Here is a 24,329-nt window from a genome sequence, read left to right as displayed (position 1 = left end):
AGATGAGCATGCGTGAACAATCATTCGACGCCGGACGCATCGCGCGAATTGCCGGCCTGCTCTATGTCGTGATCATCCTGGCCGGCATGGGCAGCGAGGTCGCGGTTCGCATCCCCAATATCGTTCCGGGCGATCCGGCCGCCACGGCGGCCAACCTCGTCGAAAACGCCGGTCTTTTTCGCCTGTCCTTCGCCGCCGACATGGCGATGGCGCTGTCGGATGTAGCGCTCGCGGTGCTGTTGTTCTGGCTGTTGCGTCCCGCCGGCAAGGTTCTGTCGCTGATGGCCATGGCCTTCCGGCTGGTTCAGGCTGCTTTGATCGGCGCGAGCCTGCTGTTCCAGCATGCGGCATTGCTGGTCGCCACCGGAGCGCCTGGCTTCGATTCCGGCGATCGCGAGGCGCTTGCCGCCTTCTTCCTCGACATTCATGCCCATGGCTTTGACCTGGGCCTGGTTTTCTTCGGTGTTGCCTGCCTGATTCTAGGAACGCTCGTCTGGCGCTCCGGCTTCCTGCCGCGCTGGCTCGGCGGTCTCGTCTTCGCCGCCGGTCCGGTCTATCTGGCGGGCTCTTTCGCCCGCTTCGTCGCGCCGGAAATCCACGGGCCGCTGCAATTTGCCTATGTGGTGCCGCTGATCGCGGAGACCGCTTTCGCGCTTTGGCTGCTGATCCGCGGTGTCGATACCAGGGTCTGGAAAGCCGGCACCGGCGAATGAAACAAACCGGACGCCGCGCTCCTGAGAGGTAAAACGCCGTGTCTCATCGCTTCAGCTGATATCGGTCCGGCTCCTCGAACAGGTCGAGGACCTTCGTACCCGCCGGCAGGCGCGCGCTGTGTTCCACGCCGGAGGGAATGTTGTAGCTGTCGCCCGGCCGATAGATCCGGGTTTCGCCGCCGATCGTAAGTTCCATCGAACCTTCCAGCACTGTGCCCCACTGGCCCCTATGCGAATGCGGCGGCAGCGAGACGTCCTGATGTATTGTGAAGATGACCATGAGGCCCTTGTCCGACTGGATGGCGTTGGTGGAGACCGTTTCCTCGTCGATGGGCAGGTCGATAGCGTCCAGGGTCTGGATGAAGTCCGGCAGATCCATTGATTGTCCTCCTCTGCGCGCATGCGCCACAAGGCTAGCAGTAAACCTTCCCTTGCGACAGTTTTTGCGCTGATGCCACGCGGGTACTGGACAATCCGCCCGTCTCCGTCCCAGTCTGTCGGGTGCATTCTTGGGAGGAGACGTGATGCTTGGATTGATGCAGGAGTGGCCGCTCGTCTGCCACAAGATCATCGACTATGCGGCGAGACAGCACCCAAATCGGGAGGTCGTCTCGCGCTCGATCGAGGGCCCGATCACACGTTCGACCTGGCGCGAAGTGCGCGCACGATCGCTGAAGGTCGCGCAGCTGCTCGCCCGCGAGGGCTTCCAGCCCGGAGACAGGATCGCCACGCTCGCCTGGAACACCGGTCGGCATCTGGAAGCATGGTTCGGCATCATGGGCATGGGGGGCGTCTACCACACACTCAATCCGCGTCTGTTTCCCGACCAGATCGCGTGGATCATGAATCATGCGTCCGACCGCGCCATCTTCACCGACCTGACCTTCATGCCATTGGTCGAAAAGCTTGCGCCGGCTGTCGAGTCGCTGCGCAAGGTCATCGTTCTCACCGATACAGCCCATATGCCCGAGACCGCGCTGCCCAACGTCGTGTCCTATGAGGAATGGCTGACCGAAGCCGATGGCGATTTCGAATGGGCCGATGTCGGCGAGGAGGCCGCCTGCGGCATGTGCTACACCTCGGGCACGACCGGCGATCCGAAGGGTGTGCTCTATTCGCACCGGTCCAACGTGCTGCACGCCATGATGGCCTGCATGCCCGACGCAATGGGCATTGGCGCACGGGATGTCGTCCTGCCTGTCGTGCCAATGTTTCATGCCAACGCATGGGGGCTTGGCCAGTCCGGCCCGATGATCGGCGCCAAGATGGTGATGCCCGGCGGCAAGATGGACGGCGAATCCATCTACGAACTTCTCGACACCGAAAAGGTCACTTTCACCGCCGCCGTGCCTACGGTCTGGCTGATGCTGTTGCAATATCTCGAGCAGACGGGCAACAAGCTGCCGCATCTCGAGAAGGTCGTCATCGGCGGGTCGGCGTGCCCGCGCGCCATGACGGAGGCCTTCGAAAAGGTCTATGGCGTCGAGGTCATTCACGCGTGGGGGATGACCGAGATGAGCCCGCTCGGCAGCCTGTGCACCATGAAGCCGGAATATGCCGCCCTCACGGGGGACGATCTCTTCGACATCAAGCAGAAACAGGGCGCCGCGCCGTTCGGCGTCGAAATGAAGATCACCGATGACGATGACGCGGAACTGCCGTGGGACGGCAAGACCTTCGGCCGGCTGAAGGTACGCGGTCCGGCGGTCGCCGCCTCCTATTACGGCGGCGATGGAGCCGATCAGTTCGATGCGGCCGGCTGGTTTGACACGGGCGATGTCGCCCATATCGACGAGAACGGCTACATGCAGATCACCGACCGCTCGAAGGACGTCATCAAGTCGGGCGGAGAGTGGATTTCCTCGATCGACCTGGAAAATCTCGCTGTCGGCCATCCCGATGTCGCGGAAGCCGCGGTCATCGGACTGCCCCACGAGAAATGGGGAGAGCGTCCGCTCCTGATCGTTGTCGCCCGTGAAGGCCGCACGCCATCGGGAAGCGACATTCTCTCTTTCATGGAAGGCAAGGTCGCCTCGTGGTGGATGCCCGACGATGTCACCTTCGTCGATGAGATCCCGCACACCGCGACCGGCAAGATCAAGAAGACGGCGCTGCGCGAACAGTTCGAGGGCTACAAGCTCCCAGGCTAGGGTGCGGCCGCCGTTATCGCGGTGCGGGTATGTCCGTGCTTGCGTGATTTCGCGGGGCTGGGAAACGCCTGCATTGGATGATGCCGACGCTGGCGCAAGCCTTTCGCGTCGGGCCTCGTTCCGGGCCGCTACATTGGCATTTCCCCCTGAAAACCCTATATGTTTCAGGTATTAGGCGCGTCTGATTCGGGGCATCGTCCCGCTTCGCGCGACGCGCGCTTGAAAGAACCGGACCACATGAGCGAAACGCCTGAAATTCCTGAAGAAATCATCGTCGAGTCCAATGAGTACGGCGCCGGCTCGATCAAGGTCCTCAAGGGCCTCGACGCGGTGCGCAAGCGCCCCGGCATGTATATCGGCGATACTGATGACGGGTCTGGCCTGCATCACATGGTCTACGAGGTTGTGGACAACGCCATCGATGAGGCCTTGGCCGGCCATGCCGATCTCGTCACCGTCACCCTCAATGCCGACGGGTCTGTGACCGTCACCGACAACGGCCGCGGCATCCCGGTCGATTTGCATCCGGAAGAAGGCGTCTCTGCAGCCGAGGTCATCATGACCCAGCTTCACGCAGGCGGTAAGTTCGACCAGAACTCCTACAAGGTCTCCGGCGGCCTGCACGGCGTCGGCGTCTCGGTCGTCAACGCGCTCTCCGTCTCGCTGAAGCTGAAGATCGGCCGCAAGGGCAAGTTCCACGAGATGAGCTTCACCCACGGCGTCGCCGACGCCCCGCTGGCGGTCACCGGCGATGCGGGCGACTATACGGGAACGGAAGTCTCCTTCACCCCGTCGCAGGAAACCTTCACCAATGTGGAGTTCTCCTACGAAACGCTGGAGCACCGCCTGCGCGAGCTCGCCTTCCTGAATTCCGGCGTCCGCATCAAGCTCACCGACAACCGCCATGCCGATGAGCGTCAGACCGAATTGTTCTACGAGGGCGGGTTGATCGAGTTCGTCCGCTATCTCGATCGTGCCAAGAAACCGCTCATCGAGCTGCCGGTGCACATCACTGGCGAGAAGGACGGCATCACTGTCGAGGTCGCGCTGTGGTGGAACGATTCGTACCACGAGAACGTGCTCTGCTTCACCAACAACATCCCGCAGCGTGACGGCGGCACTCACATGGCCGGCTTCCGCGGCGCGCTGACGCGCCAGGTCACCGGCTACGCCGAGAAATCGGGCCTGACCAAGAAAGAAAAGGTCTCGCTCACCGGCGACGACACCCGCGAGGGGCTGACCTGCGTCCTCTCCGTCAAGGTGCCGGATCCGAAATTCTCCTCCCAGACCAAGGACAAGCTGGTCTCGTCGGAGGTCCGCCCCGTGGTCGAGAGCCTCGTCAACGAGCATCTGGCCGAATGGCTGGAGGAGCACCCCGCCGAGGCGAAGATCCTGGTCGGCAAGGTGGTCGAGGCCGCCGCAGCCCGCGAAGCAGCTCGCAAGGCGCGCGAACTGACGCGCCGCAAGGGCGTGCTCGATATCACCTCGCTGCCCGGAAAGCTCGCCGACTGCCAGGAAAAGGATCCTGCCAAATCCGAGATCTTCATCGTCGAGGGTGACTCCGCCGGCGGCTCCGCCAAGGGCGGCCGCTCGCGCAAGAACCAGGCGATCCTGCCGCTGCGCGGCAAGATCCTGAATGTCGAGCGTGCCCGCTTCGACCGGATGCTATCCTCCGACCAGGTCGGCACGCTGATCACCGCGCTTGGAACCGGCATCGGCAAGGACGAGTTCGACGCCGACAAGGCGCGCTATCACAAGATCATCATCATGACGGACGCCGATGTCGACGGCGCCCATATCCGCACCCTGCTGCTCACCTTCTTCTTCCGCCAGATGCCGGAGCTGATCGAGCGCGGCTATCTCTACATAGCGCAGCCGCCGCTCTACAAGGTGACGCGCGGCAAGCAGAGCCAGTACCTCAAGAACGAGCAGGCGATGGAGGACTACCTCATCGACCTGTCGGTCGATGGCACCGCGCTGGAACTCTCCAATGGCGAGGTCCGAACCGGCCAGGATTTGCGCGCCGTCATCTCGACCGCGCTGCAGATGCGCACCGTGCTGTCCGGCCTGCATTCGCGCTATGATCGCTCGGTCGTCGAGCAGGCCACCATCGCCGGCGCCATGGATGTTGCCGTGCTAGCCGATCCGGGCCGCGCCGCCACCACCGCGCAGGAAGTCGCTGTCCGTCTCGACATGATCTCCGAAGAGACCGAGCGCGGCTGGACCGGCCGCGTCAACCCGTCGAATGACGGCACCGGCGGCTATGTCTTCGAGCGCACCGTTCGCGGCGTGAAGGAGGTGATGATCCTCGACGCCGCCCTGATCGGCTCGGCCGACGCCCGCGCGCTCAATTCGCTCGTCCCGAAACTACGCGAGGTCTATGCCGAACCGCCGGTCCTGCGCCGCAAGGAGGTCGCCGACACGATCGCCGGCCCGATCGCCCTGATCGACCTTGTCTTCGCGTTCGGCCGCAAGGGTCTCACCTCCCAGCGCTACAAGGGCCTTGGCGAAATGGATGCCGAGCAATTGTGGGAAACGACGCTCGACCCGGAAGCCCGCTCGCTTTTGCAGGTCAAGATTCCCGATGCGACCGACGCCGATTCTCTGTTCTCCCGCCTGATGGGCGACGAGGTGGAGCCGCGCAAGAACTTCATCCAGGACAACGCCCTGTCCGTGGCGAACCTGGATATCTAGTGCAATTCAGATTTGGATTGAAACATCAGAATCGGAACGCGCGTTCGAGCCAAAGGCGAGAGGCCGCGCGTTTTGATTCTATTGCAATCTGAAATGCACTTGGTGCTCGCGCTACCGCAGGAAAAAATGCCAATAGGCAAAGGCCAGTCCGAGTACCTGCATGCCGACGACGACATAGAGCGCGGCCACGAAGGGCTGTTTGCGGGTCTTATGACGGAACAGGGCACGTCCTGCGAAGGCTCCCGGAGTTCCGCCCAGAAGCGCGACTAGCAAAAGTGTCGACTCTCGCACGCGCCATCCGCCCAGGCGCGCCTGCCGCTTGTCCCATCCGAACATTGCGAAGGCGAGGATATTCATTGCGAGGAGCGCAAGGAGGATCTGAAGCAGCATATGTCGCGGGTCCGTTGTGAACCTGTCGGAATATGGGTCGGAATGACTTCGACGTCGTTAACTGCCGCGCCTGGCCCCTTCATTGCCGGGTGCCCGGCAAGCGCCGGGGCGAGGTGCTTGAACTGCCCCGGCATGTTCTTGTGAATGAACAGGGTATTCCCTGGGGCGAACACTCGTCGAGCGCGAATTCGTCAGCATCCAGTTCCCATATATCAAGCGCCAAGCCACCTCCCGGCTCAGCCGGGCTTCACCATGCGCGTCATCACGTCGGACTTCAGGACGAAGCGCTGGTAGAGCGCGCCGAGCACGTGCAGCGCGACAAGCGCGAGCAGGATGATCCGCATCACCTCGTGGCCTTCCGCCGCCGCTTCGACGCGGCCGAACCATGCCGCCATGGCGGAGACCGGCATCAGGATCAGCAACGCATAGAGCCCGAGATGGGTCGCGCCGGCGGCAAGTTTCAGGATGGCGGGCTCGTGTTCCGGTGGCGGCGGTGCGCCTCGTTTCAGGCGAAGCGCGATGCGCCACAGCGCAAGCGCGAGCACGAGGATGCCGCCGAAGACGTGGCTGGCGACAAGCGGGTCGAAGGCAATTTCCTGGCCGCGTTCGACTGCGTGCCAGGCTTCGGAGATGCTGTCGTGCAGGACGTATTGCAGGACGATCACGATGAACACGATCCAGTGCAGTCGGATCTGTGTGGCGGAAAAACCGGTGGGCGCAGACATGCGGGCCTCCATTTGCGTGTGTAACCCCTCAAGGCCATCCTAGCCGAAGCCGATTTATATTGCATGCTATATGAATGCGACGCTGCGCCGCATCACAGAAAAATTACAATGCAATCCGTACGCGGGCACGTTCGTTGGTCTCATCGAAGGAAACTGGAGCGTCCCATGACCGAGCGCGGACAGAAAGCCGTCGGCATGCGCGACCCGGCCCGCTTTATGGCTTTTGGCGTACCGGCCCGGAAAATGACGGGCGCGGCATGATCACTGCGGATAAAGACCAGCCTATTCCGTCGCGCCGCCTTCGATGGGCAGGGGATGGAAACAGGCGTGGCTTTGCAAGCCTTCGTCGATCAGCGTCGGCTGGCGGTCGCGGCATGTCGCATCGGCGCGCCAACAGCGCGGATTGAACGCGCAGCCCTTCGGCGGGTCGAGCGGCGAGGGCAACTCACCCTCCAGCCGGATGCGGTTTTTCTCGTGAAACGGGTCGGCCACCGGCGTCGCCGACAACAGCGCGGCGGTGTAGGGGTGACGGGGATTATTGAATACCTCTTCTGACGGGCCCGTCTCGACCGGCTTGCCGAGATACATCACCATGATCTCGTCGGCGAGGTGACGCACGACGGAGAGATCGTGGCTGATGAACAGGTAGGCGAGCCCCAACTCGGCCTGCAGATCCATCAGGATGTTGAGCACCTGCGCCTGGATCGACACGTCGAGCGCCGAAACCGGTTCGTCGAGCACGAGAATCTTCGGGTTCAGCATCAGCGCCCGGGCGATCGCGATGCGCTGGCGCTGGCCGCCGGAAAACATGTGCGGATAGCGTTCGTAATGCTCCGCGCGCAGCCCGACCCGCTCCATCATGTTGATCGCCTTGGCGCGCCGTGTCGCGGCATTGTCGCTCGTGTTGATCACCAGCGGTTCTTCCAGGATCGCGCCGATCTTCTGGCGTGGATTGAGCGAGCCATAGGGGTTCTGGAAGACGATCTGCATCTTGCGCCGCAATTCGGCGGTCGATTGTGTCACCGGCTGGCCGTCGATCTTCAGGAGGCCGCCGGTCGGTTCCTCGATCATGGTGACGAGACGCGCCAGCGTCGATTTTCCGCAGCCCGACTCGCCGACCACCGCAAGCGTCCGGCCCGCCTCCAGGCTGAACGAGACTCCGTCAAGCGCCTTCACGAGACCCTTCTCGCCGAAAAACCCGCCTCCAACATCGTAGTGGCGCCTCAAGTCCTGCGCTTCGACGACGATTTCGCCAGTGCGCGGACGGCGTTTGTTCGCTGTCGCGGGTGCGTTCATGGGGCCGCCTCCGCGGATTCGGGATACCCGGTCGGCTGGCCGTCCTTGAGCGGATAGTTGCACAGTGCGAAGCCGAACTCCGCATCCTGGCGCACCGCCTCGCGCGTGCAGCGCTCGGTTGCGTATTGGCAGCGCGGCGAGAACAGGCAGCCCGCCGGCCGGTCGCCCTGACCGGGCACGACACCCGGAATCGATGGCAGCCGCCCGTGCCGCGTGGCCCTTTCCGGCAGAGCTGAAAGCAGCGCCTGCGTGTAGGGATGATGCGGGTCGCTGAACAGCGCACGCACGTTCTGCTGCTCCACCTTCTGGCCGGCATACTGCACTTGCACCCGCTCGGCCGTCTCGGCCACGACGCCCATGTCGTGGGTAATCAGGATCAGCCCCATGCCGTGGCTCTCCTGCAGGCCGACCAGCAGGTCGAGAATCTGCGCCTGGATGGTAACGTCGAGCGCTGTGGTCGGTTCGTCGGCGATGAGCAGCTTGGGATCGCAGGCGAGCGCCATGGCGATCATTACGCGCTGGCTCATGCCGCCGGAGAGTTGGTGCGGGAACTGGTTAAGCCGCTTTTCGGGGGCGGGGATGCCGACGAGGTTCAACAGTTCGATGGCGCGCTCGCGCCGCTCGGCCCGGCCCATGCCGAGATGGATACGCAGGCTCTCGCCGATCTGGAAACCGACCGTGAAACACGGGTTGAGGCTCGACATCGGTTCCTGGAAGATCATGGCGATGTCCTTGCCGATGATCTTGCGCCGTTCCTTCGCGCCGAGCTGGAGCATGTCACGGCCATCGAAGCGCATCGCGTCGGCCGTCACCGTCGCGGTCCATGGCAAAAGGCCCATCAACGCCAGCATGGCAACCGACTTGCCTGAGCCGCTCTCGCCCACGATCGACAGGATCTCGCCCCGATCGCATGTCAGCGACACCCCGTCCACCGCCTTGAACGGGCCGGAGGAGGTCTTGAAGCTGACCGTCAGGTTTTCGATTTCGAGAAGCGCCATGACGTCAGCTCTGCTTGAGTTTCGGATCGAGCGCGTCGCGCAGCCCGTCACCCATCAGGTTGATGGCGAGCACCGTCGTCAGGATGGCGAGGCCGGGGAAGGTGACCACCCACCAAGCACGCAGGATGAATTCGCGCGCTTCGGCGAGCATCGTGCCCCATTCCGGCGTCGGCGGCTGCGCGCCCACGCCGAGAAAGCCGAGCGCGGCAGCATCCAGAATGGCGTTGGAGAAGGCAAGCGTTCCTTGGACGATCAGCGGCGCGAGGCAGTTCGGCAGGATGGTGACGAACATCAGACGGAGCTTGCCCGCGCCGGCCACCCGCGCCGAAATGACATATTCGCGTTCCCGCTCGGACAGCACGGCCGCACGCGTCAGTCGTACGAAATGCGGTTGCAGGATCAGCGCGATGGCGATCATGGCATTGGTGAGGCCGGGACCGAGGATCGCGACCAAGACCAGCGCCAGCAACAAGGACGGGAAGGCGAGGATCACGTCCATGACGCGCATGATCGCGGTGTCGATCCAGCCGCGGAAGAACCCCGCGATAAGCCCGACGAACACGCCGACGGAGACCGACAGCGCCACCACCACGACGCCGATGAAGAGCGAGAACCGCGCTCCGAAGATCAGCCGCGAGAAAATATCGCGACCAACCGCGTCGGTGCCAAGCGGATAGGACCACGAACCGCCATCCATCCAAGCCGGCGGAAGTATGAGCGCCTGCCGGTTCTGCAGGCTCGGCGAATGCGGCGCGATGATCGGCGCGAAGACGGCGAGAAAGACAATGATCGAGAAGACGACAAGGCCGATCACGGCGCCCTTGTTCTGACTGAAATAATACCAGAATTCCGACAGCATGGCCCGGCGCATGGCCCATGCGCTGACGGGGCGGCCCTGCTGGCCGTCGATTTCCGTTTTCTGCGCTTCGATATGGGTCACGGGACTACCTTCTGATCCGCGGATTGATGAAGCCGTAGAGCACGTCCACGGCGAGATTGACGATCATGATGACGCTGGCGATCAGCAGAAGACCGCCCTGCACGACCGCGTAGTCACGCTTGCCGACGGAATCGATCATCCATTTGCCGATGCCCGGCCACGAGAAGATCGTTTCGGTCAGGATCGCGCCAGTCATGAGGACGCCGACTTGCAGGCCGATCGTTGTGACGACGGGAATGAGCGCATTGCGCAGCGCATGCAGGCCAATGATGCGTTTCGGGGCCAGCCCCTTGGATTTCGCCGTCCGCACGTAGTCCTCGCCGAGCACTTCCAGCATCGCCGAGCGCGTCTGCCGTGCGATGACCGCCAGCGGGATCGTCGCCAGCACGATTGTAGGCAGGATCAGATGGCTGACCGCCGACTTGAAGGCGCCGGCCTGGCCGGAGAGCAGGCTGTCGATCAGCATGAAGCCGGTCACAGGTTCGAAGAAGAAGAGCAGCGAGATGCGCCCGGAAACCGGAGTCCATCCGAGGAAACCGGAGAAGAAGATTATAAGCAGCAGGCCCCACCAGAAGATCGGCATCGAATAGCCGGTCAGCGCGACGCCCATGATCGACTGGTCGAACCAGGAGCCGCGTTTGACGGCGGCGAAGACACCGGCGGGGATGCCGATGGCGACTGCCAGGATGATGGCGCAAAGCGCCAGTTCCAACGTCGCCGGAAACAGCGTGAAGAATTCCTGCAGAACAGGGCGTTTCGTGACGAGCGACGTGCCGAGATCGCCCTGCAGAATACCCGCGACATAGTCGAGATACTGGACGATGACCGGTCGGTCGAAACCGTAGACGGCCTGAAGCTGTTCATAGCGTTCCGGCGTGATGCCCCGTTCGCCGGCGAGCAGCAGGATGGGATCGCCGGGCAACAGCCGGATGAACGCGAAGGCCACGATCGAGACGCCGATGAATGTCGGTATCACCAGCGCAAGCCGATAAAGAAAAAATCGAAGCATGGCGGTGGGCTCTGCCTGATTTATAAGGGCCGATCAAACGGCCGAATTCGCCGGGTGCGGCGAGAAAACGCCGCCCGGCACAGGGCCGGGCGACGCGATTTCGGATTACTCGGCGAGATCGACGCCTTCGAAGTTGTGGCCACCAAGCGGGTCCATCTTGTAGCCGGTGACGTTCGAACGCATCGGCATGTGGACAACCGAGTGGGCGATGGTCGCCCACGGCGCCTCGCGCTTGAAGACGACCTGGGCCTCCTCGTAGAGCGCTGTGCGCTCTTCCTGGGTGCCGGTCTTCGCCTTCATGATCAGGTCGTTGAACTCCTCATTGCACCACTGGGCGCGATTGGCGCCGCCGACGCCGTCGCAGCCGAGCAGCACTGCGAGGAAGTTGTCCGGATCGCCGTTATCGCCGGTCCAGCCGAGAAGCACCGCGCCGTCGCGGTCTTCAGCTTTCGAGCGCTCAAGATACTCACCCCATTCATAGGAGACGATCTCGACCTCGACGCCGATCTTGGAGAAGTCCTCCTGGATCACCTCGGCCATGCGGCGCGCGTTCGGGTTGTACGGACGCTGCACCGGCATCGCCCAGACCTTCATCGACAAGTCGGTGACGCCTGCTTCCTCAAGCATCGCCATTGCGGCATCCGGATCGTACGGATCGTCCTCGATGGAGTCGTTGTAGGACCACATCGTCGGCGGGATCGGGTTCTTGGCCGCCTGGCCGGCGCCCTGGAAGACCGTGTCCAGGATCGCCTGCTTGTTGATGGCCATGTTCAGGGCCTTGCGCACCTTGGCGTTGTCGAACGGTGCGACCTTGGTGTTGTAGGCGAGATAGCCGACATTCAGGCCTTCCTGCTCCATCACCGTGATGTCTTCATTGTCCTTCAGCGACTGCACGTCGGCCGGGTTCGGATACGGCATCACGTGGCACTCGCCCGCCAAAAGCTTCTGCTGACGCACCGCGTTGTCCGTGGTGATGGCGAAGACCAGATCGTCGATCGGCTGTTTGCCGGCATAATAGTCGGGGAACGCCTTGTAGCGGATGACCGCGTCAGGCTGGTAGGCCACGAACTGGAACGGGCCGGTGCCGACGGGCTTCTGGTTCAGGTCGGACTTGGTGTCGGACTCGATGAGGCTGTCGGCATATTCCTTGGAGACGATCGAGGCGAAGTCCATGGCGAGGTTCGCGACGAACGGCGCTTCCGGCCGGGTAAGCACGAATTTGACCGTCATGTCATCGACCTTCTCGATCGACGAGATCAGGTCAGGCATCGACATCGCGTTGAAATATTCCCAGCTCGCGCCTTCGACATAGGAGAAATATGGGTTCTCCTCGTCCATCTGGCGCTCGAAGGTGAAGATGATGTCGTCGGCGTTCATGTCGCGCGTCGGCGTGAAGAAGTCCGTCGTATGGAACTTGACGCCCGGACGCAGCTTGAAGGTGAACTCCAGGCCGTCGTCGGAGACTTCCCAGCTTTCCGCGAGGTCCGGAACAACATTGGTCGTACCCGGCTCGAACTGGACGAGACCGCTATAGACCGGCTTGGAAGAGGCGTCGAAGGTCGTGCCGGCCGTGTAGAGCGCGGTGTCGAAACCCTCCGGCGAACCTTCGGAACAATAGACCAGCGTCTTTGCGCTGGCGGCGGATGCCAGACCCGATGCGAGAATTGTCGCAGCGAGTAGCGAAGTTAGTTTTCTGATTTTCATGATTGCTCCCGTTTACAAACTCTAACGTTTCAGAAGACGGTTCCGCGCGGCTGGCGGAACGGCAGTCTGCATCTCTCCCGATGCGGAAGAGGGGAGCAAAGCCCGAAAGAAGGGCGATTGCAATACGCCGTTTTTGATTTCTTTTCCAATCGATCAAAATTCGGCGTGAGCATGTTCATGCATCTGGTGCAGAAAGGTCGGATTGGACGCCGTCGGTCTCTGCGCTCGGCCTCCGCGCGATCTTATCCCAATACGGCGCGTTTCAACTCTTCGCCGGCGAAGGCGCGTTGCCCTTCGCCGGAAAACGCCGCCTTCACCAAAGCGATGATACGGTCGTTGGCCGGTGTCGCAACGCCTGTCTTGCGACCGAGTGCCGCGATCTCGCCATTCAGCCAGTCGATCTCCGGCTGCCGCCCGCGCTCCAGGTCGAGAAGCATGGACGCCTTGGCGTTTTCATCGACATCCAGCATGCCGCGCGCGACACGGAGAAACAGCCAGTTCGGCAGGGTCAGGATCGGCGCCAGCAGGTTGGGCGGCGCCTTGCCGGCCTTCGCCGGAATGATGCCGGCGGCCTTGAAAACGGTCAGCGCTTCCCGGATCAGCGCGGCCATCACCAAACGGTAGGGGCGGATCGCAAGCTGCCGCTTCAGCGGCATGCCGGAGAGCGTGTTGACGGCGTTGTTGAGATTGTAGAGCAGCTTGCCCCACTGCACGGATTCGATCTCCGCCGAAACCGCCGACGGGATGCCCGCCGTGTCGAATGCCTCGACGAGAGCTTGTGCGCCCCCGCCTTCGCCGATCACGATTTCTCCGCTGGTCGCACAATGAAACCGGTTCGTACCGATTTCGGCCACGTTGAAGCCGACCATGCCTGCGAGAACGTTGCGGGGCGCAAGGCACTCGGCCAGCACGGCGGGATTGGATATGCCGTTCTGCAGGCTGACGATCAACGCGTCGGGCCTGGCGAGCGGTGCAAGGGTTTCCGCGGCACTGCGTGTTGCGATGCTCTTCACGCAGACGAGAATGACGTCGCAATCGGCGAGCGCCGACACGTCCTGCGAAAAGACGAAGCTGCCGTTCGCGGCGAAGTGTTCCGTGCCGTCATAGCGCGTTATCAGGATGCCATCCGCAAGCCGGTCGCCCATCGCGGCACGGCCCACGAGAACAGGCATATGACCGGCGGCCGCCAGCGCGCCGCCGACATGACAGCCGACCGACCCCGACCCCATTATCCCGATCTTCATGTTCCAGGCTCCGTTCGCGCATGCCGGATTACAGTGGCGATACGCCCGCTTTCGTCAAGTCCGTCGGCCCGAAGCCCGCATAGGCGGCAACTGCGCCAATTTTTCCCTTCACCTGCGTCGCCGAAAGCGGTAGGTGACGCATAGGCCAAACCGTACGATCCCGGAGTAATTCATGACCGAGAAAACCTTCCTCCCCAAAGTGGTGACGGTGTTCGGCGGGTCCGGGTTTGTCGGCAGACACGTGGTCCGCGCCCTTGCCAAGAATGGCTACAGAGTGCGCGTCGCCGTGCGCCGTCCGGATCTCGCCCTTCACCTTCAGCCGCTCGGCGACGTCGGACAGATTACCGCCGTGCAGGCCAATCTGCGCCATCGCTGGTCGATCGAGCGTGCGCTGGAGGGCTCGGACGCGGCCATCAATCTCGTCGGTATTCTGTTTGAAAGCGGACGGCAGAGTTTCGCCGCAGTCCAGGATTTCGGCGCGCGCGCCGTCGCCGAGGCATGCGCGGAGGCCGGCGTTCCGCTCGTTCACATGTCGGCCATAGGCGCCGATCCGAAAAGCGCGTCCGACTACGGCCGCAGCAAGGCCGCCGGCGAGGCCGCCGTTCTCTCCGCGCTGGGGGACAAGGCGGTCATCATGCGTCCGTCGATCGTGTTCGGGCCGGAAGACGGCTTCTTCAACAAGTTCGCCGACTTGGCGCGTTTCCTGCCGGCCCTGTCGCTGATCGGCGGCGGCGAGACGAAGTTCCAGCCGGTCTATGTCGGCGACGTCGCCGATGCCTTCGTGCGCGCTGTCGATGGTTCGCTTGAAGGGGGCAAGGTTTACGAACTGGGTGGCCCGGAAGTCGTAACCTTCCGCGAATGCATGCAGGAAATCCTCAAGATCACCCGGCGCAAGCGGCTCCTTGTCGACATCCCGTGGTGGCTGGCCCGGATCCAGGGGCGCATCTTCGGCATGCTGCCCAAGCCGTTGCTGACCGTCGATCAGGTGGAACTGCTCAAGTCCGACAATGTCGTCTCTGACGAAGCGGAGACCGAGGGACGCTCGTTTGCCGGCATCGGCATTCGCCCGACGACGATGGATGCGATCCTGCCGACTTATCTCTGGCGCTACCGCGAGACCGGCCAGTTCACCAAGCCGGCCGCGCCTTCTGAAACGGGCGGCGCTGCCTGAATTTGGACGCCGTCCATTTGCTGCCCGAGGCGATTTCCGGTTCGGCCGCGGCGATCCTGATCGCCGCCAGTATCTTTACGTCAGCGACATCCGCCGTTTTCGGCCTTGGCGGCGGCGTCATGATGCTCGTGTTGATGAGCCTCTTCATGCCGGTCGCCGCGCTGATCCCGGTACATGGCGTCGTTCAGCTGGGCTCAAATCTCGGCCGCGCCTTTCATTTGCGCCGCTTCGCGGTACCTTCGATGATCATCCCCTTTGCGGCAGGTGGCGTGATCGGTGCGCTGACTGGCGGCGCTGTTGTGACCGATCTGCCGGAAGCGCTGCTCAAGACGATCCTCGCGGTGTTCATTCTCGTGATCACCTGGGTGAAACTGCCGCCATTGCCGTTGGTAAAATCTCCGCCCGTCTTCGCGATCGGCGGTGCGGTGACGACGGCTCTGACGATGTTTCTCGGCGCGACCGGTCCGCTGATCACGGCGCTGATGGCAAAGGCCTTCGAAACCCGCCATCAGGTCGTCGCGAATGCGGCGGTCGCCATGACGATCCAGCACCTTCTGAAGGTGGTGGCGTTCGGCATTCTCGGCTTCGGTCTCGCACCGTGGCTGCCGCTGGCCGGCGCGATGATTGTGTCCGGCTATGCGGGAACGATGATCGGCGCCCGGCTTCTCGACACGATGGATGAGGCGCGGTTTCGATTGTGGTTTCGAATCGGCGTGACCATTCTCGCGGTCGAACTTCTGCGTCGCGCCCTCTTCTGACGATTAGCCGACCAGATAAAGCCCGATCAGCCCCGCCGTGCCGACGAGGATGCGCCACAGGGCGAAAAGCCGGAAGCCATGCCGCGACACATAGTCGAGCAGGTATTTCACCACGAAGACGCCCGCGATGAAGGCGGTGATGAAGCCCGCGCCGATGATGATTGCGTCGTCGAAGGACAGGACGTTGCGGTTTTTGAAGAGATCGAGCGCGAAGGCGCCGGTCATGGTGGGCATGGCGAGGAAGAACGAGAACTCGGCCGCCGAACGCTTGTCGGTCCCCATCAGCAGCGCGCCTGCGATGGTCGCGCCCGAGCGGGACGTGCCGGGGATCATCGCCAAACACTGGCAAAGCCCGATCTTGAAGCACAGGCCGAGCGGGTATTCCGTGACGTCGGTATAGCGCGGCTTCAGCGGCAGGCGGTCGATCCACAACAGGATGAACCCGCCGACGATCAGCACGATACAGATCAAGAGCGGCGTCTCGAACAGCACCGTCTTGATGAAGTCATGCGCGAGCGCGCCGATCACGGCCGCCGGAAGGAAGGCGAGCAGGATACCGCCGACGAAATGTTGCGTCTTGCGGTCCGAGGGCAGCGCAACCGCCATTTGCCAGAGCCGCGTGAAGTAGACGGTCAGGATAGCCAGGATCGCGCCGAGCTGGATCAGCACCTCGAATGTTTTCCCGGTTGATTCGAAGCCGAGGAAATGGCCGGCCAGCAGCAGATGCGCTGTCGAGGAGACGGGGATGAACTCCGTCAGCCCCTCGAGGATGCCGAGAAGAAGTGCTTCGACGATCGTCTGGTCAGCCATGGGTGTTATCCGGTTTCCGCCCGCCGGGCGGCGGTACTTTCGCGCGGCATACACGAAAACCGGATCGGATTACCAGCCCATCAGCCCTGCTTCGTTCTCACGCGATAGGCCAGCCGGTCGGCCCATTCAGGATGCTTGTCGAACTGCGCCGCCGCGAAGGGGCAGATCGGGATGATCTTACGCCCTTCGCGTTGCGCATCCGCCATCAGCGCCTCGAGCAGCCGCAGGCCGGTGCCCGTGCCGCGAAACGCGTCCGGAACCTCCGTATGGTCGATGATGAGCTGGTCCGTGCCGGTCAATCGGTAGCTCATTTCCGCGATCGTGTCGGCCGGTCCGCGAACGAGGTAGCGTCCCTTGCCTTCGGCGTCCTCTTCGCGGTCCACCGGAAGCGAACGGATATCGGTAAGGCTCGCGCGGATCTGCGTCATGAATTCGCCAATGGCATCGACCTCGACCTGCGCGATTTCGTGGCCGCCCGGATGCCACACGCTCTTCACCGTCGCGCCGCGCGATTCGAGCCCGTCGATCAATTGCCCCGTCGCATCGGGCGGGCAGATCGGATCGCTGCCTCCGGCCGTGACGAGGACTTGCCGTCCGGCAAGCTGCTCGCCTGCGGTGATGTCCCACGGGATCAGCGGATGCATCAACACGGCGTGGTTGACGATTTCCGGGGCTTCCAGCATGACCGAGGAGAGAATATTGGCGCCGTTCGAGTAGCCGAGACCGACGACGCGCGACGGTTTCAGCCGCTCGACCTGCGCGGCGAGGAAGGCTTCCATCGCCCGCGTACGCTCGGCGAGGTCGGCCATGTCGTAGACCCCTTCGCCCGTGCGCTTGAAGTAACGCAATGCGCCGTTCTCCGAGACGTCCCCGCGCGGCGCGACGACGATCGCCTCGGGAAAATGCGCTTCCCCGTAGTCGAGGAACTGCATCTCGTCTCCGCCGGTGCCGTGAAACACGAACAGGACCGGATTGCCGGGCCGGTAATCCGGACCGGGCTTTTCCGCGAAGTGATATGGGTTGTCCGGCATTGGTCTTGTCCTGTGCGTCTCGCGGGGTCGATTCCTGTGGTGTCTATATAGGGCGATGGCGCGGCTACGATCCAGCCGCAGGAGCCGCGATTGGCGCGATCTGGAACATGAGGGGATGAAATGGCGGGGCACGGTTACGAAAGCGGACGGCTCGATCTCCCGTTCGTCGGGATCGATCTTGTCGAGGTTGCGCCGGACCATGAACAGACAGGGTCTACGACGGCGCTTGACGCCCAACTCCTGCTCAATGTGATCGGCCGCGTCCTGCATAACCGCTCCTAAAGCGGCAATGCGCTAGTGTCCTTCAGCGTTTCGAGCGCGATCGACGTCTTCACATTCTGCACCGCTTCATGTGGCAGCAGCATCTCGTTGACGAAATCCGACAGGCCGCGAAGGTCTTTGGTGACGACCTTCAGGATGTAGTCCATCTCGCCGGTCAGCGAATGCGCCTCCTGCACTTCCGGCAGGCGTGCCATGAGGTCGGCAAACCGCGCCGCATTGTTGCGGTTGTGGGTCGATAGCGTCACCGTAATGAAATTGACCAGCCCGAATCCCGTCTTCTCGCGATCGATCCGTGCGTGATAGCCGGCGATGAACCCTTCTCGTTCGAGCCGGGCGCGCCGCCTTGAGCACTGCGATGGCGACAGGTTGATGCGCTCTGCCAGATCGTTGTTCGTCAGCCGCGCGTCTTCCTGTAGCGCCGCAAGGATTTTGCGGTCCTGCATGTCCAGTTCGTTATCCATGACGCCGTTTCCTCATTCAATGCACAAAACATGCATCATGATGGATTTCGGCGCGTCAGAATGCAAGCACCTTGCAGCATAGCTGCGCTATTCTGACGCATATCAGGCATGGAGGAACATGATGGGACCTTTCCCGCACGACGCCCCGAAAGCGGAAATATCGACCGACAACCCAGCCGGCACAGACGGCTTCGAATTCGTCGAGTTCGCCCATCCGGATCCGGAGGAACTCGAAACCCTGTTTGCGCGCATGGGTTATGTGCCGGTCGCGCGCCACAGGTCGAAGGCGATAACGGTCTGGCGGCAGGGCGATATCAATTACATCGTCAATGCCGAGCCCGGCTCGCATGCCATGCGTTTCGTCGAGGAGCATGGCCCCTGCGCGCCGTCCATGGCGTGGCGCGTCGTCGATGCGAAACACGCTTTCGACCACGCGGTCTCGAAGGGCGCGACACCCTATGAAGGTGACGACAAGGCGCTCGACGTGCCGGCCATCGTCGGGATCGGCGGTTCACTGCTTTATTTCGTAGACCGCTACGGCGACAAGGGATCGGCCTATGACGCCGAATTCGAGTGGATCGGCGAGCGCGATCCGAAGCCGCAAGGTGTTGGCTTCTACTATCTCGATCACCTGACCCACAATGTCTATCGCGGCAACATGGACAAGTGGTGGGCCTTCTACCGCGAGCTGTTCGGTTTCGAGCAGATCCACTTCTTCGATATCGAGGGCAAGCTGACCGGTCTCGTCAGCCGGGCCATCACCTCGCCCTGCGGCAAGATTCGCATTCCGCTCAACGAATCGACGGACGACAAGTCGCAGATCGAGAGCTACCTGAAGAAATATCGCGGCGAAGGCATCCAGCACATCGCGGTCGGCACGGAGCACATCTATGACGCGACCGACGCGCTGGCCGAAAACGGTCTCGCCTTCATGCCCGACCCGCCCGAGACCTACTATGCGATGAGCCACGACCGCGTTCACGGCCATGAAGAGCCGGTCGAGCGGATGAAGACCCACGGCATCCTGATCGATGGCGAAGGCGTCGTCGGTGGCGGCGAGACGAAGATCCTGTTGCAGATCTTCTCCAAGACCGTGATCGGCCCGATCTTCTTCGAGTTCATCCAGCGCAAGGGCGACAATGGCTTCGGCGAGGGCAATTTCCGCGCCCTGTTCGAATCGATCGAGCGCGAGCAGATCGAATCGGGCGAACTGGCGATGGACGCGGCGGAATAGGGAGGGAAAGGCGGCGGCTTCGGCCGCCGCTTTTATGCCGCCAGCGGTGTCGTGCCCCGCGAGCGCAGGAAAATGGTTCCGATGATCGCGATGTTGAGCAGGTTGAAGGCGATCCCGTTCAGGAATGCCGCCTGGTAGCTTCCGGTCAGATCGTAGATCCACCCCGACATCCAGCCGCCGAGCGCCATCCCGAAGATCGTCGCCATGATGACGAACCCGACGCGAGCGCCGGCTTCCTTCGCCGGCAGATAGTCGCGCACGATGAGCGCATAGCTCGGCACGATGCCGCCCTGTGAAAGACCGAAGATCAGGCTGACGACATAGAGCGATACCAGCCCGTCATAGGGCAGATAGAGGAACAGGCCGATACATTGCAGCGTCGAGCCGATCAGCAATGTGCGCACGCCGCCGAGCTTGTCGGCCACAAGGCCGGACACTAGCCTCGACACGACACCGCCCATCAGCATCAACGACAGCATTTCCGCCCCGGCGACCGGCCCGTAGCCGAGATCGACGCACAGTGAAACGAGGTGCACTTGCGGCATCGACATCGCGACACAGCAGCCGATTCCGGCAAGACCCAGCATCCATTGCAGCGTACGCGGTGAAAAAGGTGCCGTTTGCAGGACTTCCGGTGCTGCTGCGATGCCGTCCCGGCTGACGGAAGCGACCGGGCTTCTGCGCTGCAACAGCAGCGCGAGCGGAATGAGCGTGACGACGATCGCGATGGCGAGCGTGACATAGGATGTGCGCCAGCCCGCCTCGTGCGGGAGCGAGCGAAGCAGGACCGGCCAGACGACGCCGGAAAGGTAGTTACCGCTAGCCGCGATAGCGACCGCGATACCGCGCCGGCGGCGGAACCAGTGCGAGATATCGGCGATCAGTGGCCCGAAGCCGGCAGCAGTTCCAAGCCCGATCAGCATCTGCGCCGCCGACAGCAACTGGATCGACGGGCTCGCCGCCGCCAGGGTGTAGCCTGCGCCCAGTGTCAGCGCGGATCCGATGAGCGTCAGCGTGATGCCGAAGCGGTCGACCGCCCTGCCGAGAACGAGGCTGCCGAACGCAAAGCCCACCATGGTGAGCGTGTAAGGCATCGAGGCGATGCCCTGTCGATGGCAAACTCCGCCTGCACTTCCGGCATGACCACGACGATGGACCACATGCCGACATTGCCGATCGTGGCGATCAGCAGCGTGACGGCGAGGCGCTTCCAGGAATAGGAGCTGTCGAGGACGGGCGAGGCGTGCATGCGCGCGACGCTATTGCCGGGTGTTCGGTTTGTCTAACGCTTCTTTCGCGCGGCCGTCAGAATCCCGTCTTGCGGGCGACGTTCTTCATGATCGCCAGCAGGGCGAGGCTGAGAAAGGCCCCGCTGACCACCAGCATGGCCTGCATCGACGTGGTCGGAATCGGAAGATGGACATAACGCGTGGCATGGAAACCGAGAAAGCCGCCGGCAATCAGGATCAGCGTGTTCAGGAAGACGCCGAAACCGTCATCTTCCAGAACGCCATTCATGGCGAAGCCCACGAAATAGGCGCCGGCCGAGCCGATCAGGGCGAGAAACAGAAACATTGCCATGTCAGGATTTGAAATCATGCCCGACCTCACGCAATTGTTCGAGATCGGGCGATTGTCGCAAGGTTTCGTGAACAGCCGGTTTCCGGCAGCGGAATCGAATCGACGAATTCCGGTCAGGACTCGTTGACGGGATCGTGTGTGCCGGGGCCGTTGCCCTATTGCTTGTGTTCCCAGACCTGCGTGAAGCTCAGATCGGTAAAGGCGAGAGCGTCGCGCGCGGCGGCGTCGCAGCCGAGCGCCTTCACGTTGCGCCGCATTTCCTTTTGCCATTCCGGCGCGATCGCCATGGCGGCGGCGCGATCGCCGGGGCTCAGATGACTTCCGAGCGTGGCGTTGAGATAGACGAAATAGGAGGGGCAGGCTTCTTCTATCGCGGATGTGTAACCGTGAAAAATGGCGAAACGCACCGCTTCGCTCTCGTCCGCCCAGGCCGAAATGGCTGTGGCGGCAATCATCGCCGTCAACGTCAGTCGAATGAACATGGTTCTTGCAAATCCGGTCGTCGGAAAATCGCCCCGGTCCAGTTAATGCAATCGCCCGGCGCTGTCCATTCAGGTCCCGGCGCTTGTCACAATCGATTGGTGCCGGTGCCTAACCGGCATCCGGCGGGCCGCCATAAGGGTCCCATGCGCCGGCGACGAGATAGCCGCAATCGACCGGCAATGTGACGCCGGTGATCGCTGATGCCAGGTCCGAGGCGAGGAACGCGATGGCGTTGGCGACTTCCTGCGGTTCGACCAGCCGCCCGGTGGCGCTTGTCGCGGCGAACCCATCCGCGGAACCATAGCCCACGGCAAAAGCGATATCGGTGGCGGGCGTCCGCGTGAAGCCCGGCGCGACGGCGTTGACCCGCACGCCGTTCCGCGCCCATTCCGCTGCGAGGCCTTCGGTCAGGTTGATGACGGCCGCCTTGGAAGGGCCATAGGCGCGCAGTGGACTTGCTCTCAGCCCGGTCACCGATGAGACATTGACGATCGCGCCGTGTCCGCGCTCGGCCATGCGCAGGCCGGCATGCCGGCAGCACAGATAGGTGCCGCGCAGATTGGTGGAGATGACCTTGTCCCATTCCTTGTCGCGCGCCTGGGCGACGGGAAGGGGCCGCTCCAGAACGCCGGCGGAATTCACCAGCACATCGACTGCGCCAAGATCGTCCTCGACCTGCGCGAAGGCGGTCTCGATCGAAGCGCGGTCGGTGACATCGACCGGCTGGTATTCGAGGCCCTCCTGCGACGGATCGAGCGTCGCGCGGTCGAGCACGGCGACCCGTGCGCCACAGGCGCGCATAAGCTGCGCCGCGGCCAGCCCGATACCGCTTGCCCCGCCTGTCACAACTGCTATTTTCCCCGTAAGGTCGATTGGAACCAATTCGCCACCAGCTTCAACGTCGACGCGCCGACACAGTCTCATAGTTACATGTCCTCAACTCCGTCAACGTCGCCCTCAACGGCTTCGCAACCTGCCGCCGTCGTTACCGGGGCGTCGTCCGGCATCGGCAAAGAACTTGCCCGGCTCGCCGCGAGCGAGCATGGCGCGATCCTTCTCGTCGCGCGGTCTTCCGATTTGCTGACGGAATTGGCGACGGAACTCGAACCTCTCTGCGATGCCGTCGCGTGGCTGTCTGCCGATCTCGCCGACAGCGATGCGGGCGACCGGATCGAGGCCGCGCTCGCAGAACGCGGCTGGCACTGCGACGTGCTGATCGAGGCGGCCGGCATCGGTTTCGTCGGCCCGGCATGGGAGACCGACCGTGCAGATCAGGTCGCCACGGTCGATATCAATATCCGCGCGCTGACCGACCTTGCACTGCGCTTCCTGCCCGGCATGGTGAAAAGGCGCAGCGGCGGTCTTCTTCTCGTTGGGTCGATCTCCGGCTTCTTTCCGGGCCCGAACATGGCCGTCTATTACGCGTCGAAAGCCTATATCCGATCTCTGTCGCTGGCGCTGCATGCGGAGACGCGGCAGGCCGGCGTGACGGTGACATGCCTCGCGCCGGGATTCGTCACGACGCCCTTTCTGGGACTGTCCGGCTTGCGCCCGACCCGCATGCGCAAACTGCTCCCGCGAATCACGCCTGAGCAGGCCGCCCGCGCCGGGTGGCGGGCATTTCGGGCCGGTCGCTCCATCGTCGTGCCGGATACGACGACCAGGCTTGTCGTTTCCGTCATGAGGATGCTACCCGGAAACCTCGCTACTCGCCTGATCCGGCGGCTGCAATCCTGACCACGGCCGGCCGGTGAATGCCGCGCTTTTGACCGAACCGGAGAGATCGATGCGTGGCCGCTATGTGAGTCTTTCCCCTGCGCGGCGCCTGGTTTCCGATTACATGTGGTTCTCGCGCGATCTGCCGCTCGTCACAGTCGAAAGGCGGGTCAGCGTTCCCGAACTCGTCGCGGCACGCGCTGCGGCCTCCGAGCGTCCCGCTTGGGCGGCGGTCTTCATCAAAGCCTTCGCGATGGTTTGCGCCGAGGATCCGCGCCTGCGCCGCGCCTATGTGAAACTCCCGTGGCCGATGTTCTTCGAATATGAGCGTCCTGTGGCCTCGCTCGTCCTGGAACGCGAATATGGAGGCGAGGACACGTTGCTGACCGGCGTGCTGAGGGCGCCGGAGACGCTCGACGTCATGGATATCACCCGGCGCGTGAAAAAGCTGGCGCAAGCGCCGGTCAACGAGATCCGCGGTTTCGATCGCATGCTGCGCATTTCGCGCCTGCCGCGACCGTTGCGTCGACTGGTCTGGTGGCTCGGTCTCAATATTGCCCGCCAGCGCGCCAATTATTTCGGGACGTTCCTGATCACTTCGCTGATGAGCGAAGGCGGCATCAGCAAGCGCATTCTTGCCCCGATGCCGGTCATTCTGACCTATGGCATTTTCGACGAGGACGGCTGCATCGAGCTGCGCCTGACCTTCGATCACCGCGTTATCGACGGCCGCGCGGCCGTGACCGCCCTGGCGCGGCTGGAAGAGATGCTTCGCGGCCCGGTCACCGACGAGATAACCACCGGGGCCGCGCAAGCTTGACGCGCGGGACGGCGGCCGCCTTGTCCTGTTAGCCGGAAAGACTTCCCCGCCGGGGTCGATCGCCGGATCGCTTGACAATTTCGAGCCATATGTGAAACCCTTTCAAGTAACCGAATGGT

23 protein-coding genes and 3 pseudogenes are annotated in these 24,329 nt (G+C 62.9%); 9 read left to right on the top strand and 17 right to left on the bottom strand.

All coding sequences use genetic code 11. The features are described 5' to 3' along the window. The first annotated feature begins 8 nt into the window (after positions 1–8). Entirely contained in the window at positions 9–713 is a 705-nt protein-coding gene (locus tag ACQK2M_RS02085) for a DUF4386 domain-containing protein (RefSeq protein ID WP_425416415.1), read from the top strand. Between the two features lie 43 nt (positions 714–756). Here ACQK2M_RS02085 and ACQK2M_RS02080 read toward each other — a convergent pair whose 3' ends face one another. Continuing rightward, a complete protein-coding gene (locus ACQK2M_RS02080; protein WP_425416414.1) occupies positions 757–1,092 on the bottom strand; it encodes a cupin domain-containing protein in 336 nt (111 codons plus the stop codon). A 145-nt stretch (positions 1,093–1,237) separates the two neighbouring features. On the opposite strand from ACQK2M_RS02080, the gene ACQK2M_RS02075 reads away from it, so the two are divergent. Next, positions 1,238–2,863 carry a long-chain-fatty-acid--CoA ligase gene (locus ACQK2M_RS02075; RefSeq protein WP_425416413.1) on the top strand — a complete coding sequence of 542 codons (1,626 nt, stop codon included), beginning with the start codon at positions 1,238–1,240 and terminating at the stop codon, positions 2,861–2,863. A gap of 237 nt (positions 2,864–3,100) precedes the next feature. Continuing rightward, entirely contained in the window at positions 3,101–5,557 is a 2,457-nt protein-coding gene (gene gyrB / locus ACQK2M_RS02070; RefSeq protein WP_425416412.1) for a DNA topoisomerase (ATP-hydrolyzing) subunit B, read from the top strand. Between the two features lie 111 nt (positions 5,558–5,668). Here the strand turns inward: gyrB and ACQK2M_RS02065 are convergent, their stop codons facing one another. The 8 genes from ACQK2M_RS02065 to ACQK2M_RS02030 form a co-directional block, all read right to left on the bottom strand. Then, positions 5,669–5,947: a DUF1294 domain-containing protein gene (locus ACQK2M_RS02065; RefSeq protein ID WP_425416411.1), complete on the bottom strand. Its 279-nt coding sequence runs from the start codon at positions 5,945–5,947 to the stop codon at positions 5,669–5,671. Between the two features lie 236 nt (positions 5,948–6,183). Continuing rightward, a complete protein-coding gene (locus ACQK2M_RS02060) occupies positions 6,184–6,672 on the bottom strand; it encodes a cytochrome b (protein ID WP_425416410.1) in 489 nt (162 codons plus the stop codon). Between the two features lie 282 nt (positions 6,673–6,954). Then, entirely contained in the window at positions 6,955–7,968 is a 1,014-nt protein-coding gene (locus ACQK2M_RS02055; RefSeq protein ID WP_425416409.1) for a dipeptide ABC transporter ATP-binding protein, read from the bottom strand. Next, complete coding sequence (locus tag ACQK2M_RS02050) at positions 7,965–8,966, bottom strand: ABC transporter ATP-binding protein (protein WP_425416408.1); 1,002 nt, start codon at positions 8,964–8,966, stop codon at positions 7,965–7,967. Before ACQK2M_RS02050 ends, ACQK2M_RS02055 begins: the two co-directional genes overlap by 4 nt. Before the next feature lie 4 nt (positions 8,967–8,970). Further along, on the bottom strand, positions 8,971–9,837 hold the full coding sequence (locus ACQK2M_RS02045) for an ABC transporter permease subunit (RefSeq protein WP_223478909.1): 867 nt from the start codon (positions 9,835–9,837) through the stop codon (positions 8,971–8,973). A 73-nt stretch (positions 9,838–9,910) separates the two neighbouring features. After that, entirely contained in the window at positions 9,911–10,915 is a 1,005-nt protein-coding gene (locus ACQK2M_RS02040; protein ID WP_425416407.1) for an ABC transporter permease subunit, read from the bottom strand. A gap of 105 nt (positions 10,916–11,020) precedes the next feature. Then, positions 11,021–12,619, bottom strand: a complete 1,599-nt coding sequence (locus ACQK2M_RS02035) for an ABC transporter substrate-binding protein (protein WP_425416406.1) — start codon at positions 12,617–12,619, stop codon at positions 11,021–11,023. A 242-nt stretch (positions 12,620–12,861) separates the two neighbouring features. Continuing rightward, a complete protein-coding gene (locus ACQK2M_RS02030) occupies positions 12,862–13,863 on the bottom strand; it encodes a 2-dehydropantoate 2-reductase (protein WP_425416405.1) in 1,002 nt (333 codons plus the stop codon). A gap of 172 nt (positions 13,864–14,035) precedes the next feature. On the opposite strand from ACQK2M_RS02030, the gene ACQK2M_RS02025 reads away from it, so the two are divergent. Continuing rightward, entirely contained in the window at positions 14,036–15,034 is a 999-nt protein-coding gene (locus tag ACQK2M_RS02025; protein ID WP_425416404.1) for a complex I NDUFA9 subunit family protein, read from the top strand. Between the two features lie 2 nt (positions 15,035–15,036). After that, positions 15,037–15,792 (top strand): sulfite exporter TauE/SafE family protein, encoded by a 756-nt coding sequence (locus ACQK2M_RS02020; RefSeq protein WP_425416403.1) that lies wholly within the window; start codon positions 15,037–15,039, stop codon positions 15,790–15,792. A 3-nt stretch (positions 15,793–15,795) separates the two neighbouring features. Here the strand turns inward: ACQK2M_RS02020 and ACQK2M_RS02015 are convergent, their stop codons facing one another. The 3 genes and pseudogenes from ACQK2M_RS02015 to ACQK2M_RS02005 form a co-directional block, all read right to left on the bottom strand. Beyond that, complete coding sequence (locus tag ACQK2M_RS02015) at positions 15,796–16,602, bottom strand: undecaprenyl-diphosphate phosphatase (protein ID WP_223478863.1); 807 nt, start codon at positions 16,600–16,602, stop codon at positions 15,796–15,798. Positions 16,603–16,682: 80 nt separating this feature from the next. Further along, positions 16,683–17,030: a GNAT family N-acetyltransferase gene (locus ACQK2M_RS02010; RefSeq protein WP_425419966.1), complete on the bottom strand. Its 348-nt coding sequence runs from the start codon at positions 17,028–17,030 to the stop codon at positions 16,683–16,685. Further along, positions 17,025–17,633, bottom strand: a pseudogene (locus ACQK2M_RS02005) (alpha/beta hydrolase); the annotation flags it as partial. The pseudogene ACQK2M_RS02005 and the gene ACQK2M_RS02010, both read right to left, overlap by 6 nt. 165 nt (positions 17,634–17,798) lie before the next feature. On the opposite strand from ACQK2M_RS02005, the pseudogene ACQK2M_RS02000 reads away from it, so the two are divergent. After that, a pseudogene (locus tag ACQK2M_RS02000) lies at positions 17,799–17,915 on the top strand (arginase); the annotation flags it as partial. Here ACQK2M_RS02000 and ACQK2M_RS01995 read toward each other — a convergent pair. Beyond that, entirely contained in the window at positions 17,912–18,376 is a 465-nt protein-coding gene (locus tag ACQK2M_RS01995) for an Lrp/AsnC family transcriptional regulator (RefSeq protein ID WP_425416402.1), read from the bottom strand. The pseudogene ACQK2M_RS02000 and the gene ACQK2M_RS01995 overlap by 4 nt on opposite strands. 121 nt (positions 18,377–18,497) lie before the next feature. Here ACQK2M_RS01995 and hppD point away from each other — a divergent pair, with 121 nt between their 5' ends. Further along, complete coding sequence (hppD, locus tag ACQK2M_RS01990) at positions 18,498–19,610, top strand: 4-hydroxyphenylpyruvate dioxygenase (RefSeq protein WP_425416401.1); 1,113 nt, start codon at positions 18,498–18,500, stop codon at positions 19,608–19,610. A 32-nt stretch (positions 19,611–19,642) separates the two neighbouring features. On the opposite strand, the pseudogene ACQK2M_RS01985 reads toward hppD, so the two are convergent. The 4 genes and pseudogenes from ACQK2M_RS01985 to ACQK2M_RS01970 form a co-directional block, all read right to left on the bottom strand. Next, positions 19,643–20,859: pseudogene (locus ACQK2M_RS01985) on the bottom strand (MFS transporter). Between the two features lie 56 nt (positions 20,860–20,915). Continuing rightward, a complete protein-coding gene (locus ACQK2M_RS01980; protein WP_425416400.1) occupies positions 20,916–21,191 on the bottom strand; it encodes a hypothetical protein in 276 nt (91 codons plus the stop codon). Between the two features lie 155 nt (positions 21,192–21,346). Then, complete coding sequence (locus ACQK2M_RS01975) at positions 21,347–21,673, bottom strand: hypothetical protein (protein ID WP_425416399.1); 327 nt, start codon at positions 21,671–21,673, stop codon at positions 21,347–21,349. Positions 21,674–21,782: 109 nt separating this feature from the next. After that, positions 21,783–22,520 carry an SDR family NAD(P)-dependent oxidoreductase gene (locus ACQK2M_RS01970; protein ID WP_425416398.1) on the bottom strand — a complete coding sequence of 246 codons (738 nt, stop codon included), beginning with the start codon at positions 22,518–22,520 and terminating at the stop codon, positions 21,783–21,785. Positions 22,521–22,604: 84 nt separating this feature from the next. On the opposite strand from ACQK2M_RS01970, the gene ACQK2M_RS01965 reads away from it, so the two are divergent. Beyond that, complete coding sequence (locus ACQK2M_RS01965; protein WP_425416397.1) at positions 22,605–23,411, top strand: SDR family NAD(P)-dependent oxidoreductase; 807 nt, start codon at positions 22,605–22,607, stop codon at positions 23,409–23,411. 49 nt (positions 23,412–23,460) lie between these two features. After that, the gene (locus ACQK2M_RS01960) at positions 23,461–24,210 is read left to right on the top strand and encodes a hypothetical protein (protein WP_425416396.1); all 750 of its coding nucleotides are present in this window, start codon (positions 23,461–23,463) and stop codon (positions 24,208–24,210) included. Positions 24,211–24,329: the final 119 nt, after the last annotated feature.

The sequence above is a fragment of the Oricola indica genome (assembly GCF_965227485.1).
Taxonomy (GTDB): domain Bacteria; phylum Pseudomonadota; class Alphaproteobacteria; order Rhizobiales; family Rhizobiaceae; genus Oricola; species Oricola indica.
This window is presented reverse-complemented; position numbering and strand designations above follow the sequence as displayed.

Bases quoted from the DNA above. Each gene is read 5' to 3' on its own strand.
- ACQK2M_RS02085 (WP_425416415.1), top strand. From the start codon at position 9: ATGCGTGAACAATCATTCGACGCCGGACGCATCGCGCGAATTGCCGGC.
- ACQK2M_RS02080 (WP_425416414.1), bottom strand. From the start codon at position 1,092: ATGGATCTGCCGGACTTCATCCAGACCCTGGACGCTATCGACCTGCCC.
- ACQK2M_RS02075 (WP_425416413.1), top strand. From the start codon at position 1,238: ATGCTTGGATTGATGCAGGAGTGGCCGCTCGTCTGCCACAAGATCATC.
- gyrB (WP_425416412.1), top strand. From the start codon at position 3,101: ATGAGCGAAACGCCTGAAATTCCTGAAGAAATCATCGTCGAGTCCAAT.
- ACQK2M_RS02065 (WP_425416411.1), bottom strand. From the start codon at position 5,947: ATGCTGCTTCAGATCCTCCTTGCGCTCCTCGCAATGAATATCCTCGCC.
- ACQK2M_RS02060 (WP_425416410.1), bottom strand. From the start codon at position 6,672: ATGTCTGCGCCCACCGGTTTTTCCGCCACACAGATCCGACTGCACTGG.
- ACQK2M_RS02055 (WP_425416409.1), bottom strand. From the start codon at position 7,968: ATGAACGCACCCGCGACAGCGAACAAACGCCGTCCGCGCACTGGCGAA.
- ACQK2M_RS02050 (WP_425416408.1), bottom strand. From the start codon at position 8,966: ATGGCGCTTCTCGAAATCGAAAACCTGACGGTCAGCTTCAAGACCTCC.
- ACQK2M_RS02045 (WP_223478909.1), bottom strand. From the start codon at position 9,837: ATGCGCCGGGCCATGCTGTCGGAATTCTGGTATTATTTCAGTCAGAAC.
- ACQK2M_RS02040 (WP_425416407.1), bottom strand. From the start codon at position 10,915: ATGCTTCGATTTTTTCTTTATCGGCTTGCGCTGGTGATACCGACATTC.
- ACQK2M_RS02035 (WP_425416406.1), bottom strand. From the start codon at position 12,619: ATGAAAATCAGAAAACTAACTTCGCTACTCGCTGCGACAATTCTCGCA.
- ACQK2M_RS02030 (WP_425416405.1), bottom strand. From the start codon at position 13,863: ATGAAGATCGGGATAATGGGGTCGGGGTCGGTCGGCTGTCATGTCGGC.
- ACQK2M_RS02025 (WP_425416404.1), top strand. From the start codon at position 14,036: ATGACCGAGAAAACCTTCCTCCCCAAAGTGGTGACGGTGTTCGGCGGG.
- ACQK2M_RS02015 (WP_223478863.1), bottom strand. From the start codon at position 16,602: ATGGCTGACCAGACGATCGTCGAAGCACTTCTTCTCGGCATCCTCGAG.
- ACQK2M_RS02010 (WP_425419966.1), bottom strand. From the start codon at position 17,030: ATGACGCAGATCCGCGCGAGCCTTACCGATATCCGTTCGCTTCCGGTG.
- ACQK2M_RS01995 (WP_425416402.1), bottom strand. From the start codon at position 18,376: ATGGATAACGAACTGGACATGCAGGACCGCAAAATCCTTGCGGCGCTA.
- hppD (WP_425416401.1), top strand. From the start codon at position 18,498: ATGGGACCTTTCCCGCACGACGCCCCGAAAGCGGAAATATCGACCGAC.
- ACQK2M_RS01980 (WP_425416400.1), bottom strand. From the start codon at position 21,191: ATGGCAATGTTTCTGTTTCTCGCCCTGATCGGCTCGGCCGGCGCCTAT.
- ACQK2M_RS01975 (WP_425416399.1), bottom strand. From the start codon at position 21,673: ATGTTCATTCGACTGACGTTGACGGCGATGATTGCCGCCACAGCCATT.
- ACQK2M_RS01965 (WP_425416397.1), top strand. From the start codon at position 22,605: ATGTCCTCAACTCCGTCAACGTCGCCCTCAACGGCTTCGCAACCTGCC.
- ACQK2M_RS01960 (WP_425416396.1), top strand. From the start codon at position 23,461: ATGCGTGGCCGCTATGTGAGTCTTTCCCCTGCGCGGCGCCTGGTTTCC.